We start from the raw sequence: 12,531 nt of genomic DNA, 5'->3' as shown, positions 1-12,531 counted from the left end.
TGCATCGCCTATTCGACAGGGTTTCCGAAAATTTGGCGCAAGACTCTGTGGACTTCTTCGCTCGTCGGAACCGGAGGTGCGACGATGCCCTTGGCGGCGCAGTACTCTTTCCACTCAGCCTCAGTGAAACCTTTTCCTAGAAGACCACCGCTTCTGTTAGCGCAGCCCATGCATGCGCACATGCCACCGCCACACCAGCGCGATCTCCAGGTCTCATGCATGGCTTGCATTTCGGTATCGAGCGCAGCAAAACGCTCCGGGGTCATCAGGGTGATCTCGGTCATGCTCTTTTCCAATGGAATTGCTGGAGACGTTACTGTGCACGTCCCCACCGCCAACGGCAAGAAGCACCGAAGCCTGCCCGTTGAGGGCCATTGCAAGGTCGGCCAGGCGCATGAGGGTTCCCAAGCTCACGGCGCCTGGAATGATCGCGATGCGCATCGTTACTGCCCAGCAGCGTCGACCCGGACAGGCATCATCGTCTCTGCATCCCAGCGCATACCTGAGCGCTGTGATCCACCCTGCATCTGCTCGCACTCCCAGCAACGCACTTGCATGGAAGACGGGAGTTTCTGGCTCAACTTCCGGTAGGCGGTGTGGCCGCAGTTGAGGGTCATATGCAGGCTACCGCCTACGGCCCAGTGCTTCTCATAGCCCTTGTTCCGGTGTTCCTGCCAGGAGCAGATCGTCCGCCATATCGGGCCGCCAGGCTTGTTGGTACGCAACCGGCCTACTCCCTTAGGCGCAGTGGTTACGGCCGGGCTGTGTTGACTGGTGATAGCCGCCAACGTCTCTTCAGACTTCTTTACCACCATCTCGGGACGGGTAGCCTCGGGTACTGGAGCACATTTCCAGTGGGTCTTGTAGAGGCCATGGACAGCCTGGCCATCCTTGATTTCGAGGTTGCAGTGCGGGCAGATCATGCTTTCATCCCTTTCAGGTACAGCCCCAAGATACCCATCCTCCCCAACCAGAGGCTTGCGATGGCATCTTCCCGAGATGTAGTGCGACCAAGGTCGCGAGTAGCGATCATCCCAGGCCCAGCTCCCATTACGACAGACCAGACCCAGTAGTTGCCGTCCTGTATAACTATCCCGATACCCATGAACCCATCAGGCGTAACTTGGGTCTCCGGCGCGATCACAGTCAGCCAGCCAATTTGAGCTTCCGGCCCCTGGCGGATCGTGAACCGCCCATCATCCAGCAGGACACCTCGCTCCAGGTCTGGGCCGCTGTTGCTACGCAGAATGGCAATGACGTCTGACTTTTCCATGCCGGTCTCCAGGTGGGCCCGGACTTTCCGGGCCCTGGATTTTCATTCGCCCTGGTCGAACTCTCGCTGTCCGCGATCCTGGCCTTTTTTGGTTTCCACGTAGGCATAACCGAAGTGGAAAGGCGCCAAGTGCCAGAAGTCATGAGACTTCGGTACGACGAGGGTTTTGTCGAGGTCGTTGGTGATGTGGAGGTTTTCGCCGTCGTAGAAGATCTCCTGACAAGGAATGTCGTTCAGGACAATCTCGGCGGCTGCATCAGCATCATTATCATCCTCGTCGGTCGGGTCGAAGTACATCGACTGGAAGGAAATGAGGAGGGTGTCATCTTCAGCTGCCTTCACCAAGAAGGGGCCTTCCTCCATGAAGTCTGTCTCACCGCTGCCCACCGGGCGGCGATGAATAGTGTCCGCGTACAGCTCGAGCTCGTGGGTGTCGCTCAGGTCGATAACACGGACGTTCTCGCGAGTAACAGTCATGGTGAAGCTCCTCTTGGTTGGTGACGATCATTCTACCACAATCGCCGCAACATGGAAGCAGTATACAGCACTTTACCTCATTTATTGTGCTTTATAGTTCTTGCATTGCTCTGATCATTGCCTCACAATAAGCACCATAAAGACACCGGCAGGAGCCGACCATGAACATCCTGAATCCTTACCGCACCGGCACTCTGTACTACACCAACTTCAACGCCTTTGTAGCGCAATACAAGGACGCAACCGAGGCCCAGATGCTCAAGGCGAACGAAAAGGTGGTGAAGGCCCAGGGTAACTACCTGAACCTCACCGATGCTCAGGCCTCTGCCCTGGCTTTCGAGCGCGATTGCCTCGCGACCATCTTCCTGGCTAAGTTCGGCCGCAGCATCAACGCATCCAAGCCGGCTTAAGTACCGGCACTTCGAAAGGAAACGATCATGGATAAGAAAGTCCCGTTCGACACCATCCAGGACATCACCAAGGATCGCCTGCTCCTCAAGGATTTCGAGTCCGGGCTCCGAGCCCGTGAGACTCCGGAGGGTTTGACCCTGGAGGTAGAGATCACGCGTCGAGGTGCCGACAATCGCCGGATCTCCGGCTACACCACTCTGGACGAGCAGGACATCCTCCGCATGTGGGCTGCGCTGGATCGCCTGGTGCGCTCTCGAGGCCTGGAAAATCAGGTCGAAACCCAGGATGAGTACGAGGCTCGCAAGCTCGCGTTGCAGCAAGCGCGGGAGCGCATGCCCCGGAGAATGCCTTGATCCATCAAGGTGCCCAGACCGTCTTCCCCAGTCGTGAAGGCGGTTTCCCTCCGGCCACGTTTTTCCTGCAGGCCGATGCAATGACCTACGCCTGTCTTGTCCAGGCCCTGGACGGCCGCCATGGCGTAGGCATGTGCCACCCCCGCAACTTCATCCCGCCCCGCCCTGGCCGGCAGCGTTAAGCGCCGGTCACTCCAGGCTTCGATATCCCGCAAGTACGTCTGGCTGCGCATTGCCGGTAAATCTCTCGACCTGGGTGCGCACCCTGAACGCAACGCCATGCATTTGCCCGTGCGCCTCAATCCAGGCATCCTCAGCCGCGATGATCGCCTCTCCCAGGCGCCCTGCCCTGGCTAGTTCTGCTGCAGCCTTCAGGCACTCTTGGTGCACCGGTCTCCAAGACTGTCCGCGAGGGCCAAAGACCTCCAGGGCGTGGTTCTCAACGGTAACCTGATTCATCTCCATCCTCGTAGTTTGCGGATACGCGTGTTGCAGCCTCAGGGCATGCTCATTTTCACCGAAATTCATCCGAGGGCACCAGAAACGACAAATCGCCGGAGTCCGGCGATCTGCTTTGAGGCTTGATGAGGCTAATTGGCCGGCCCCACCATGGTGTTAACCGAGAAGAAATCTGCCTGGGTAAACCGGTGAAACCCCCTGCGCCTGTCCTGCTCGGGCACTTTGTACTCAAGCCCATCCAGAACTTCGACGATTCTTCCAGCTATGCGGACTTTCCGCAGTGCAGTCGGTGGCCCGAAGGTCGGATGGGTTAGGTAAACGCCTTCCTTGTAAATCATCAGCTAGTCATCTCGGCAATTTCGCAGTTAAACAGAGCTTCCAGACGCCTGGCGAACGCCTTCATCTTGCGTTTAGCAGACCGCATGTCAGGCGATTTGACATTCCCGGTCAGGCATCCACACCAGGTGGAACCTTCCAGGCATTCGACTATGACTTCGACAGCAGCCGGTGTGTCGACCATCAGGGCCTTGCCGCCGGCCCTGAAGGTGTCCAACGCACCGTCTACAAAGGCCAGCCCTGCCTTGACATCGAACGTGTCGTCATCCTCGTAGATGTCTTCCAGGCCACCGTCCTGGAGAGCATCGAGGCGATGCTCCAGGATGGACTTCTCGGTGGGGGTGAGCTTCAGCTCGACAGGGAGCAGCGGTTTCATCATCGATTCCATCAGTACGTGATTTCGATGATCTCGCAACCCAGGACTTTTTCAAGACGGCGAGCGAACTTCTTCACGGCCTTGACGGATTCAGCCGCCTCATCATCCTCGACCAGGCCAATGATGGCGCCCGCGTAGGTAGAACCTTCCAGGCATTCGACGATCACATCTTCTGCTGTTTCGCTTTCGATGGTGAGAGCTTTGCCGCCGCCATCGAAGACTTGGATCGCGGCTTCACAGAAGGCCTTGCCAGCTTCCATGTCGAAGTTTCGCGGCTCCTCGCCGGGTTCGTCCTCGAAAACATCCTCCAGCGAGCCGTCCCTGAGAACCGTGAGGCGATGCATGAGGATGGCGATCTCGACATCGCTGAACTTGATGGTAATCGGGTATTTCTTTTCCATGGGCAGCTCCTTGCTGATGCATGGCAATGGTAGACGATTACGAGAGAAGCCCCTTTGCGGCGCCGCCCTCGAGACGATGTTTGATCATCATGCGAGTATGCCCGCGCAGGTTCGAGCTGGTGAGCATTGGGATAACGCTGCTGTAATCCGGGCGATCCAGCTCGTGGATACGAAAATCCCGGCGGGCCATGTCGCAAAGGGTTATCAGATCATCAACGCCCTGCAGATGGAGCATCATCAGCATTATGGCGTGTTTGCGCCATTCATCCTTGGTGACGCGCTGACCACCGGACATGCGACTCTTCACCGTCGCCTTGGTACGGTGAATACGGAAGTGGAACCCCAGAGGGTCAATGTTATGAGGATCGGTCGTTTCCACGATCTCAACCGCGTGCTCTGGGCCGGCGACGCAAACGAGCGATTGCGGGCCGCCAGGGAGGCGATTCAGCAGGTAGATCGGGTAGTCGACTTCAGCTTTTTTCATTTCAGTGCTCCGATATCCAGATCGAAGCCCTGGATCAGAGCCTTCGCGACCAGCTCAGCCTGGGCTTTGTTGAGGGTGACACTCTGGGAGTTGTTCCCGTACTCAAAGGACAGGCGTTTGGAGCCCTCATCCTTCAAATGAGCTTCCTTGATGGAAACCCCGAACTCTTCATCAAGCTTCATGCTCACCAGCATGCCGAACTCCTTGTAGGCCCTACGGGCAGTAGCGATTGCCTTGCTCAGTCACACTAAGCAGATTGGGCTGAGTGTGCTCTATAGTTCGCCAGTGGTCAAGAACTATAAAGCAGCAATAACCACAAAAAGGACTGTTCAGCTCGCAATCTCAGTGTATACTACAACCATACAGCCTACGGAGGGCACCGCCATGATCGCCATTACCACCCATAAAGCAGCTGCTGTCGTTCAGAACCAGGGCGCTGTCGCCCAAGCCGTTCTGGCCGACGACCACGGCGACATGCTTCGTGGGTTCGCGATGATGCTGCGCGGCGCCCGTTCCCCCGCCGAGAAGCTCGAAGATGTTGCCAACACCGTCAGCCGCCTGCTCGGCGCCGGCAAGCACTTCAAGCCCGAACTCATCCAGCTCTCGTCTGGCGTTCTTCCCCAGGATGGCCAGCTCTGCGTCTGGGTCGAGATCGGCTGTGGGATGAATCTCCACGTTGGCTCGCTCAATGACCAGGACGAGGTTCAATTCCCCGCCTACGGTCAGAACGAGGTCGCCAGTCTGGCCGTGAGCCGAATGATTGGCTGGTTCGCCCTGCCGACCTCCGATGTCCGCGACGCGTCTGCGTCCTGGGTGTCGTTCTCGTCTTCCGTGCAGCCCGGCCGGACTGAAGACATCCTGGTGATTGACCAGGCCGGCCAGTTTCACATTGGCCAGCTGAAGGGCAAGAACTTCTTCTTCCCCTCCTACGGCCAGCAAACGATGGAATTTGTCGAAGCCACTAACCTGAGCCATTTCATGCCGATGAGCCTGTTCAAGGAATCGGCCATGCAAGCGCTCCAAACTCTGGAGGCCTGATGCCTTCCTTTTCCGAGATATTGCACTCGCTCGGGCCCGAAAGGCCTGGCGAGCGCGAAGAGTTTCTGCAGCTCCTCAAGGCACAGGCTCTGGATGACTACCCGCAGTTCCGCAACCTCACACCCGAGCAGCTCGAAGGAGTCTGGGAGATGTGCTTCGGCACTGATCAGAAGGGTGTCTTCACCAGCCCGGTGCCTCGCAACGCATACCTGTTCTGGCGTATCGGCAAAGCAGGCATCAACTGACCAATCCCAGGAGGGGAAATGGCCAAAGCAAACCTCAACGTCCTGGAGACGGTTCTGGCCAAAAAGGCTAAGCACCTTGAGCCCGGCGAAACGCCCTACGCAGTTGTGGAGACCGGGGCGCAGGCCCTGTTCCATGGCTCGACCATTCCGGCAGCGCAGCGCCGGGGCTACCGTGTCGAGCAGGCCGGCGAGAACATCTTCCACGTGTACCCCAAGGGCCGCTGAGCGGCCCTTTTCACAGCCAGGAGGCTTTATGTCCACTGTCGTCTACGCTCCGATCACCCTGATCTCCGATGAGACGTTTGTTGACTTCAAACACGTCGGTGGCGAGCCCCAAGAGACCGAATTTACCCGGCAAGTGCACTGGGCACAGATGAGCACCGCCGAAGTTCAGTTCCTGCACGGCGGGAAAGTACTTCGGAAGGGCTACTCCACGTGTGATAGCGGATCTTATCTGGGTAGCCTCAACCTTTCGGTGATCGATCCGGCCTCCATCGCCAAGGACTACGACGTGACTGTCGATAGCTCCCTCGAGGTCATCCAGGTGATCACTATCCAGCAGGAGCCTTACTTCCAGTCGCCGGCTGAGAAGGCTGAGTCGGAAACCAACGAACACGGCCTGAAATTCATGTCGGCAATCCTTGGCTGGCGTCAGCGCAACCCCAACGCTGACGGCCCGTTCCAATACCAGACCATTCAACCGAAGGTTCTCTGCCAGGAGACCGTCTGGTCGAGCAAAAACACCCCGGAGGAAAACGCACGCCTGCGTCTCTCCGTCGCCGAGCGATTCCCGGCGACCTGCCTGCTCAGCAAGTAGCAGCTACTCCAGAAGGAAAAACGGGCGCCGAGGCGCCCGTTTTCTTTGACCCTGCGCCCTATCGGCGCTTGAGTTCCATTTTGGCGTACACGACCTTACGACCCGCCCCGCCGGTTGCCAGGATGCTCGAGCGCACGGCTTTGCCTTGGGCGGCGGAGTAGACCAGCCCCTCGCGAAGGACACCAACGGTCACGCCGACGGCGTCGAAACTTTTGCACTCGTTCTGGAAGGCCTGCAGGAACGCTTCGCGATCCTCGCCCTCGCGCCAGGCGTATTGGCCGCCGGCCGAGAAATCCCAGCTGGGCATGGTGTTGATGGTCATGCCCGATTGTTGCATCGGGCGCATACCGTTCAGATCAGCCATTCTTCGAACGCTCCTCTTCGATTGCTTTCTCATGAGCACGATTGATTTGTCGCAACGGAACTTTGACCACCAGGTCGGCACGAAGCCCAGGCACGCCTACCGCTACCTGCAGGGCCTCTTCGATGCTGTCGAGATCCTTGGTTTCACGGAGCTCTGCAGCCTTTCGGCGAACTTCTGCAGCGCGATCTTCCAGGTTTTTGGCCATCTCGTCCAAGACCTGCGCGATAGGCTCCACATCCAAGTGCTCTTGTAGGCTCATTCCAACCCCAAGAAAATGCTGAAATGCCCGTTGTCACTGGCTTACGCTCGATTGACAAGTGCATTCAATGCACTTATGCTCGCACCTATACCCCACCCTGTCAAGGAAAGGAAGCGCCCGTGACGACCAAGGCCAACCTCGAAGAAATGGTGAAAGACCTGGACGCTCTCACGCACCTGGAGTGCGACGGCCTGAGCCACCAGATCGTTCACCGGCTGACCACTCTTGGGGTCAGCTGCCAGCTCTTCAGCGGCATCGTCACTCTGGGTAATCACGTTGTACGTCCGCACTACTGGGTTGTCGTTGGCGACCTCATCATCGATTACCGGGTGCGCAGATGGATGCAGAATGATCCGGAGGCACCGCATGGTGTATTCCACCCTGCTGAGACGGATGCCGAATACGACGGCATTGAGGCCAAGAAACTCACTCTGCCTACCGGCTTGATGGAATTCCTGGCCATCCCAGATGACGTTTTCCTTGCCAAGCTCGCAGAGCAGACTGGCATGAACTTCAAGGACTGATGCATGAGCAACGGACAGAAGCCTCTCCCCCGCCACCCGGTTCGCGTCTTCTACGGCGAAACGATGCAGACCACCATCAGCGCGCTGATTTCTGGCAAAGAACGCCTGGACAGAATCCTTGATGCGGAAGGCTATACCGGCCGCCGGGTCATGGGCTACAAGCTCCCCCGGTGGCAGCGTAAAGACACCTGGACTGAAGAGCAGGCGATTCGCTTCATCGAAAGTATCTACATGGGCGCCTGTCTTGGCACCTACATGATTAACGAGTCCGAGACCGACCCAGAGATTGACGGCATTGTCCTTGATGCCCAGCAGCGCTTGCTCTCGCTGGAGAAGTACATCAACGACGAGTTCCGGGTTCCGGCACCCGACGGCAATGCCTACCTGTGGAGCGATCTGACCGAGAGTGAGCGCGCCCACTTCTACCGCATCCCCTGGGCTTGGATTCAAACTCACTACAACAGCGAGCAGCTCTGCGTAGACGCATACAACCGCCACAACTACGGCGGTACCGCGCACCTTGAATCGGAGTTCGCAACGCTGTGAGAAAGGATCACGATCTGGAGTCGAGCCTGAAGCAATTCCTCAGGCTCAAGACGCCCTGCCCTGGCTGCCCGTTCCTCAAGACCAACCACGATATGCTGGCCCCCGGTCGACTCAAGGCCATTGCAGAGACGCTGTTGGAGGACGACAAAACGCCGTTCATCTGCCACAAGACCTTGCTCGATGAGGATCATGGCGAAAAGCGCGTCCAAGTCGTTGCTGGTAGCCGCCACGCCTTCTGCGCAGGTGCAGCAGCATACCTGCTGAAGAAGGGCTCCCCTCGGGTTGCGATGAAGGTTGCTGATTCGATGGGCTTTGTCCCAATCGATCAATGGGACGAAGCCCAGGATCTCGTTGTCGACGAAGCGACTTAAACCGCCTTTTGGTGGAAATTGCCTTGGCAGATACTACAGTTTCGTGTAGTATCCATTCCATCAGTCAAAGCACACGGAGTGCAGGCATGACCACCACCTGGCAAGAGATCTGCGAAGCTGCCGCTCAAGACGCAATGAGCCTGAGCGCTCAGTTCAAATCGAGCTACTCCGCCTACGAGAAGTATGACGGCGAGTGTCAGATCGTAGGGATCACCATCGACTGCGAGTCGCATGATGAAGAAGCGCTCCCCTGGATCAAGCTTCTCAACCCCGCCACTGGCGATTCCTTCGAGGGCGACACCTCTGAAGTGAGCCTGGCCGGCGATCCTAAGGTCGAGCGACTTCTTGCCGTTCTGAACGGGGTTTACAGCGCGGCGCGCGAATCCGGACAGCATGTCGGGCCGCAAGCCCTCATGACTGACGGCACTGAGGCCGAAAAAACCGCGTTCCTGGCCGTTCTGGCCAAACTCTAACCCGATACCAGGGCCCTGACCTACAGGGCCCTTCCTGGAGCTCCTATGGCCAAGAGAACAAAGGGCGAGATCCCTGATGAGCACCTCATCTCGCACGGGAACATTACTCCCGAGCACCTGAATGCGCTGATTGACCGCTGCAAGATCACGAAGGAGGAGGCCAAGCAGGCCCTTCGTCGCCACTTCATCGACGGCATCTCCAAAGCAGAAGCCTGTCGCGAGGCTGGCCTGCCCAACAACCACTTCTGGCGTGATGAACGCCAGCTCAATCAGCTGAACCACACTGTCTTGGAGCTTCTGCCCTACTACAGTGCTTCAAAGACCAAGGATGACGCATGAGCACGATCCTTAATTCCCTGGATTTCACTGACCTGCTGAAGGCCTATCTCAACAGCAACGTCCAATTACCTGATGCGACGGATCTAGCCGGACACGAATTCTGCGGCGACCGCTGGAGGCTCAAGTTCAGTTCTGGTGGTGAGCGCTGGGAACAGACTGTCGACCTCGAGGATCTGCTGGTCTGGTTGTGGACGCAGAATCTGAAGGCCAGCCCTGGTATTTCTGTTTAACCTGGCCGGCAGTTAAGCTGCGACGCCCCACCATGCAAAGGACGCAACGATGAGCGACGAACGTAAAGAAGGTTACTACTGGATCGTAGCTGAGCAAGGTAGCCCCTGGATGGTTGGTCGCTGGGTGCCTCCGATCCCGAACGTTGCCGGCGACGAAATCCAGGGGCACTTCGACTGCTCGAACCATTGGAGCGACGAGAAAGAGGTCACCCGGCCGTACCAAGTAGGCCCACGACTGGTGACCCCTGTGCGAGTACCTGATGCATACCTGGATCAGGTCATCCAGGAATTGCCGATGCATGTTGAGCTCCTGGTGCGAGCCGCTGTTGCTGGTGGTCTTGTAGCCACCCCTGGTGGAGAAGACGAGTCTATCGATATCAAGCACTACAACGCCGACTCCCACACGAATCCAGACTCCCAGAAGCCGGAACTGCGACTGACCAAGGCCGGGATTGGCTACGATCTTCGCCTGCTCAACTGCGGTCAGAAGCCGAAGGCAATGCGCAGTACTGAGGAAATGCTGCAGTTCCTTCTCTCCAAGAGCCCGGAATAGCCCATGGCTAGCAAGATGCCCCTTAAACCAAAGCTCTCACCCTGCCCGGCCTGCGGCGCGGAACCTCAGCCAGTTAGGAATGGCCGGCTGTGGGTCTTTAAGTGCCCGAAAATAGCCCCTCTGGTGACCACCAAGCATGTCAGTGGCCACCCGATGTTCACCCGCAGGGAAGCCGTAGAGACCTGGGAGACTGCAGTCTCCGACTTCAAGAAGCACAACCCAACCCCTCAGTCCTGACGCTCAAGGAGAGACCCATGGACAAGCTTCAATTCGCCGCCCTGGCCAAAGCCATGGTCAACTCGATCACCACCCTGGTCGACAAGCACCTCACCGCAGATGTGACCTGGTGCCCGGTTCCACGCGAAGAAGGACTGGCGATGGAGAAGTCTATCGTCAACGCCCGATCTGCCACTCGAGATGCAGTGGCCGCAGATCCCGCGCTGAAGGAACTCGCCGACCGCATCGACAGCGTTGCCGACTACACCCTGGCTTCCTTCAACGGCCTGGAAGGATGCGAAGACGAAGCCTGCGCTATGCACGGCGGTCGAGCCGGTTCCGCCCGCAACCAGGCGAAGGGCATCACCCTGGAACTCACCCGTCTCGGCCTTTAAGGCCGAGCATCACCTGGTGGAGGGATTTCCCATGGCTCGCACCAAGCTCCCAGCTTGCTCGTTTGAGGTTGGTATCTGCCTCAAGCGCCTGATCCCTGAGTTTGGCCGCCTGATTGAGCGCAACCAGCTCTACCTCATTGGCCGGCTCGAAGATGGAACGCCGTTCCAACTGTACTACGACAATGGATATACGAACTGGTGGTGCGAGACCACCCTCGGCCAGAGTCTGCGCAAAAAGATTCTCGGAATGCTCAGGGAAGACGTCCGATTCCAGGAGAAGATGCCCGACTTCGTAACCGTCCATGACATGCGGGAAGCAGACAAGTCTGACCTCAAGGCAAGTTCTGATCATGGCTCTACGCTTGCCATGGCGTTCCACGACGACGTCTGGCGTGAAAGGTACCTGGATGATCGCGACTCCGACTACCAGGTCTTGGACGTCCCCTACGCTGAGAAAGGTGCTGCTGACGCCCTGGGCGCATCTTTCAACGGCCGTATCCGAAAGTGGTGGGTGAAGAAGCGAGACGACATGACGCCATTCGCGAAATGGCTTCCCAAAGGCGATCAGTAGATCGCCTTTTTTCCTTCAATTTCCCCTAAAATCAGCCTCCACCCTCCGACTTCAGCCCGGCACCCGGCCGGCATTGCAGGAGCACTTACATGAGCACCGTGCACCGCGTCGCGCTGGTATTCGGCGACGACTACGCCAAGCGCGTGAAGCGTTTTGGAGTCACTCCCTACACCTATGACTCCATCCAGGTGAAGAGCTTCAGCACCGATGCTGAACTGGCCGCCTACCTGCGAGGCGTTGAGCTTGCCGTGGGGCGACCTGATGGCATTGACCTGCACCACAATCCTGGCGAGGAGCGCCTCCTGAGCATCGGGCACAGGGTGCGTGATGGCCGTATCGGAACCCCGGCCGAAGTCACCTGGGAGCGCTTTGCCACCCACAACGAGGGAAGCTCGTTCATCACAGGCATGCAGGACGCCGAGGGCTGGAGCGGTTATCTGCGGCTCGAGAGCGTGCACGAGCAGGCGTTCATCCAATCCAGGGATAAGCGCACGCCTGTGACGCGCTTCGAGCTTCTGGTGGCCAATGCAGAGGCCCCAGTGCACCTGGCGACGTATCGCTCTGCAGAGGCCATGGACAAGCTGATCGGCATGATCGCCCCGCTCTACCCCCTCAACCTGAAAGAGCTTCACCAGGACGTCGACGATACGACGCTGAACTACATCCACCTGGCCCATGAGGACATGACTCTTGGGCGCACGCTTGAGAAGTACCTGAAGACCCAGGGCAAGCACACTGGTATTGCTGAAATGCCGGCTATCGGCACCGCGCCAAACGGCTTGCCTGCTGAAGCTTCGGCAATATAATTTGAAACCCGCTTTACCCTGGACGATGAAGATGTACGCCCCAGACGAGAATGAACTGTGCACAGGCTGCCATGCTCCCCTCGACATCGAGGAAAATGAGCTTTGCTTCACGTGCACACTCCCGGATGACTTCGAACTTCCGGACATGTGAAAAAGGCCCCGAAAGGGGCCTTTTACTTGGGAGCTGATTGCATCGTGGATTATTGGAAATTAT

25 protein-coding genes are annotated in these 12,531 nt (G+C 57.9%); 16 read left to right on the top strand and 9 right to left on the bottom strand.

Annotated features, from left to right (window positions below; all coding sequences use genetic code 11):
• Nucleotides 1-8: 8 nt before the first annotated feature.
• The 3 genes from HNP46_RS01440 to HNP46_RS01430 form a co-directional block, all read right to left on the bottom strand.
• A complete protein-coding gene (locus tag HNP46_RS01440) occupies nt 9-284 on the bottom strand; it encodes a hypothetical protein (RefSeq protein WP_184585728.1) in 276 nt (91 codons plus the stop codon).
• A 635-nt stretch (nt 285-919) separates the two neighbouring features.
• Entirely contained in the window at nt 920-1,273 is a 354-nt protein-coding gene (locus HNP46_RS01435; RefSeq protein WP_184585727.1) for a hypothetical protein, read from the bottom strand.
• A gap of 42 nt (nt 1,274-1,315) precedes the next feature.
• Complete coding sequence (locus HNP46_RS01430; protein WP_184585726.1) at nt 1,316-1,750, bottom strand: hypothetical protein; 435 nt, start codon at nt 1,748-1,750, stop codon at nt 1,316-1,318.
• A 161-nt stretch (nt 1,751-1,911) separates the two neighbouring features.
• On the opposite strand from HNP46_RS01430, the gene HNP46_RS01425 reads away from it, so the two are divergent.
• Together HNP46_RS01425 and HNP46_RS01420 are read left to right on the top strand one after the other, a co-directional pair.
• Entirely contained in the window at nt 1,912-2,160 is a 249-nt protein-coding gene (locus HNP46_RS01425; RefSeq protein ID WP_184585725.1) for a hypothetical protein, read from the top strand.
• A gap of 27 nt (nt 2,161-2,187) precedes the next feature.
• On the top strand, nt 2,188-2,514 hold the full coding sequence (locus tag HNP46_RS01420; protein WP_184585724.1) for a hypothetical protein: 327 nt from the start codon (nt 2,188-2,190) through the stop codon (nt 2,512-2,514).
• 796 nt (nt 2,515-3,310) lie between these two features.
• Here the strand turns inward: HNP46_RS01420 and HNP46_RS01415 are convergent.
• Genes HNP46_RS01415 through HNP46_RS01400 form a run of 4 tightly spaced genes read right to left on the bottom strand, consistent with a single transcriptional unit; the run spans nt 3,311 to nt 4,764 of the window.
• Nucleotides 3,311-3,685 carry a hypothetical protein gene (locus tag HNP46_RS01415; RefSeq protein WP_184585723.1) on the bottom strand — a complete coding sequence of 125 codons (375 nt, stop codon included), beginning with the start codon at nt 3,683-3,685 and terminating at the stop codon, nt 3,311-3,313.
• Nucleotides 3,686-3,696: 11 nt separating this feature from the next.
• A complete protein-coding gene (locus HNP46_RS01410; RefSeq protein WP_184585722.1) occupies nt 3,697-4,086 on the bottom strand; it encodes a hypothetical protein in 390 nt (129 codons plus the stop codon).
• 37 nt (nt 4,087-4,123) lie between these two features.
• Nucleotides 4,124-4,570 carry a hypothetical protein gene (locus HNP46_RS01405; RefSeq protein WP_184585721.1) on the bottom strand — a complete coding sequence of 149 codons (447 nt, stop codon included), beginning with the start codon at nt 4,568-4,570 and terminating at the stop codon, nt 4,124-4,126.
• Nucleotides 4,567-4,764, bottom strand: a complete 198-nt coding sequence (locus tag HNP46_RS01400; protein ID WP_184585720.1) for a hypothetical protein — start codon at nt 4,762-4,764, stop codon at nt 4,567-4,569. Before HNP46_RS01400 ends, HNP46_RS01405 begins: the two co-directional genes overlap by 4 nt.
• A gap of 190 nt (nt 4,765-4,954) precedes the next feature.
• Here HNP46_RS01400 and HNP46_RS01395 point away from each other — a divergent pair, with 190 nt between their 5' ends.
• From HNP46_RS01395 to HNP46_RS01380, 4 genes are read left to right on the top strand one after another with little or no spacing between them, the layout of a single operon-like run.
• Complete coding sequence (locus HNP46_RS01395; protein ID WP_184585719.1) at nt 4,955-5,608, top strand: hypothetical protein; 654 nt, start codon at nt 4,955-4,957, stop codon at nt 5,606-5,608.
• On the top strand, nt 5,608-5,853 hold the full coding sequence (locus HNP46_RS01390) for a hypothetical protein (RefSeq protein ID WP_184585718.1): 246 nt from the start codon (nt 5,608-5,610) through the stop codon (nt 5,851-5,853). Before HNP46_RS01395 ends, HNP46_RS01390 begins: the two co-directional genes overlap by 1 nt.
• Before the next feature lie 18 nt (nt 5,854-5,871).
• On the top strand, nt 5,872-6,078 hold the full coding sequence (locus HNP46_RS01385) for a hypothetical protein (RefSeq protein WP_184585717.1): 207 nt from the start codon (nt 5,872-5,874) through the stop codon (nt 6,076-6,078).
• Between the two features lie 28 nt (nt 6,079-6,106).
• The gene (locus HNP46_RS01380; protein WP_184585716.1) at nt 6,107-6,670 is read left to right on the top strand and encodes a hypothetical protein; all 564 of its coding nucleotides are present in this window, start codon (nt 6,107-6,109) and stop codon (nt 6,668-6,670) included.
• Nucleotides 6,671-6,728: 58 nt separating this feature from the next.
• On the opposite strand, the gene HNP46_RS01375 is transcribed toward HNP46_RS01380, so the two are convergent.
• Entirely contained in the window at nt 6,729-7,034 is a 306-nt protein-coding gene (locus HNP46_RS01375) for a hypothetical protein (RefSeq protein WP_184585715.1), read from the bottom strand.
• Nucleotides 7,027-7,293 (bottom strand): hypothetical protein, encoded by a 267-nt coding sequence (locus HNP46_RS01370; protein ID WP_184585714.1) that lies wholly within the window; start codon nt 7,291-7,293, stop codon nt 7,027-7,029. The genes HNP46_RS01375 and HNP46_RS01370 overlap by 8 nt, the downstream gene beginning before the upstream one ends.
• Before the next feature lie 119 nt (nt 7,294-7,412).
• Here HNP46_RS01370 and HNP46_RS01365 point away from each other — a divergent pair, with 119 nt between their 5' ends.
• The 10 genes from HNP46_RS01365 to HNP46_RS01320 all read left to right on the top strand — a co-directional run bounded on the left by HNP46_RS01365 (nt 7,413) and on the right by HNP46_RS01320 (nt 12,317).
• Nucleotides 7,413-7,817, top strand: a complete 405-nt coding sequence (locus tag HNP46_RS01365; protein ID WP_184585713.1) for a hypothetical protein — start codon at nt 7,413-7,415, stop codon at nt 7,815-7,817.
• Between the two features lie 3 nt (nt 7,818-7,820).
• Entirely contained in the window at nt 7,821-8,363 is a 543-nt protein-coding gene (locus HNP46_RS01360; protein WP_184585712.1) for a DUF262 domain-containing protein, read from the top strand.
• Complete coding sequence (locus HNP46_RS01355; protein WP_184585711.1) at nt 8,360-8,734, top strand: hypothetical protein; 375 nt, start codon at nt 8,360-8,362, stop codon at nt 8,732-8,734. Before HNP46_RS01360 ends, HNP46_RS01355 begins: the two co-directional genes overlap by 4 nt.
• A gap of 86 nt (nt 8,735-8,820) precedes the next feature.
• A complete protein-coding gene (locus HNP46_RS01350; protein WP_184585710.1) occupies nt 8,821-9,207 on the top strand; it encodes a hypothetical protein in 387 nt (128 codons plus the stop codon).
• Between the two features lie 45 nt (nt 9,208-9,252).
• Complete coding sequence (locus tag HNP46_RS01345) at nt 9,253-9,546, top strand: PapB/FocB family fimbrial expression transcriptional regulator (RefSeq protein WP_184585709.1); 294 nt, start codon at nt 9,253-9,255, stop codon at nt 9,544-9,546.
• A complete protein-coding gene (locus HNP46_RS01340; protein WP_184585708.1) occupies nt 9,543-9,776 on the top strand; it encodes a hypothetical protein in 234 nt (77 codons plus the stop codon). Before HNP46_RS01345 ends, HNP46_RS01340 begins: the two co-directional genes overlap by 4 nt.
• A 49-nt stretch (nt 9,777-9,825) precedes the next feature.
• Nucleotides 9,826-10,329 carry a hypothetical protein gene (locus HNP46_RS01335; protein WP_184585707.1) on the top strand — a complete coding sequence of 168 codons (504 nt, stop codon included), beginning with the start codon at nt 9,826-9,828 and terminating at the stop codon, nt 10,327-10,329.
• Between the two features lie 254 nt (nt 10,330-10,583).
• Complete coding sequence (locus tag HNP46_RS01330; RefSeq protein ID WP_184585706.1) at nt 10,584-10,940, top strand: hypothetical protein; 357 nt, start codon at nt 10,584-10,586, stop codon at nt 10,938-10,940.
• A 31-nt stretch (nt 10,941-10,971) separates the two neighbouring features.
• Nucleotides 10,972-11,511 carry a DUF5710 domain-containing protein gene (locus HNP46_RS01325; RefSeq protein WP_184585705.1) on the top strand — a complete coding sequence of 180 codons (540 nt, stop codon included), beginning with the start codon at nt 10,972-10,974 and terminating at the stop codon, nt 11,509-11,511.
• A gap of 89 nt (nt 11,512-11,600) precedes the next feature.
• Nucleotides 11,601-12,317: a hypothetical protein gene (locus HNP46_RS01320; RefSeq protein WP_184585704.1), complete on the top strand. Its 717-nt coding sequence runs from the start codon at nt 11,601-11,603 to the stop codon at nt 12,315-12,317.
• Nucleotides 12,318-12,531 lie beyond the last annotated feature (214 nt).

The organism is Pseudomonas nitroreducens (assembly GCF_014204515.1).
GTDB classification, from domain to species: Bacteria; Pseudomonadota; Gammaproteobacteria; order Pseudomonadales; family Pseudomonadaceae; genus Pseudomonas; species Pseudomonas nitritireducens_A.
This window is presented reverse-complemented; position numbering and strand designations above follow the sequence as displayed.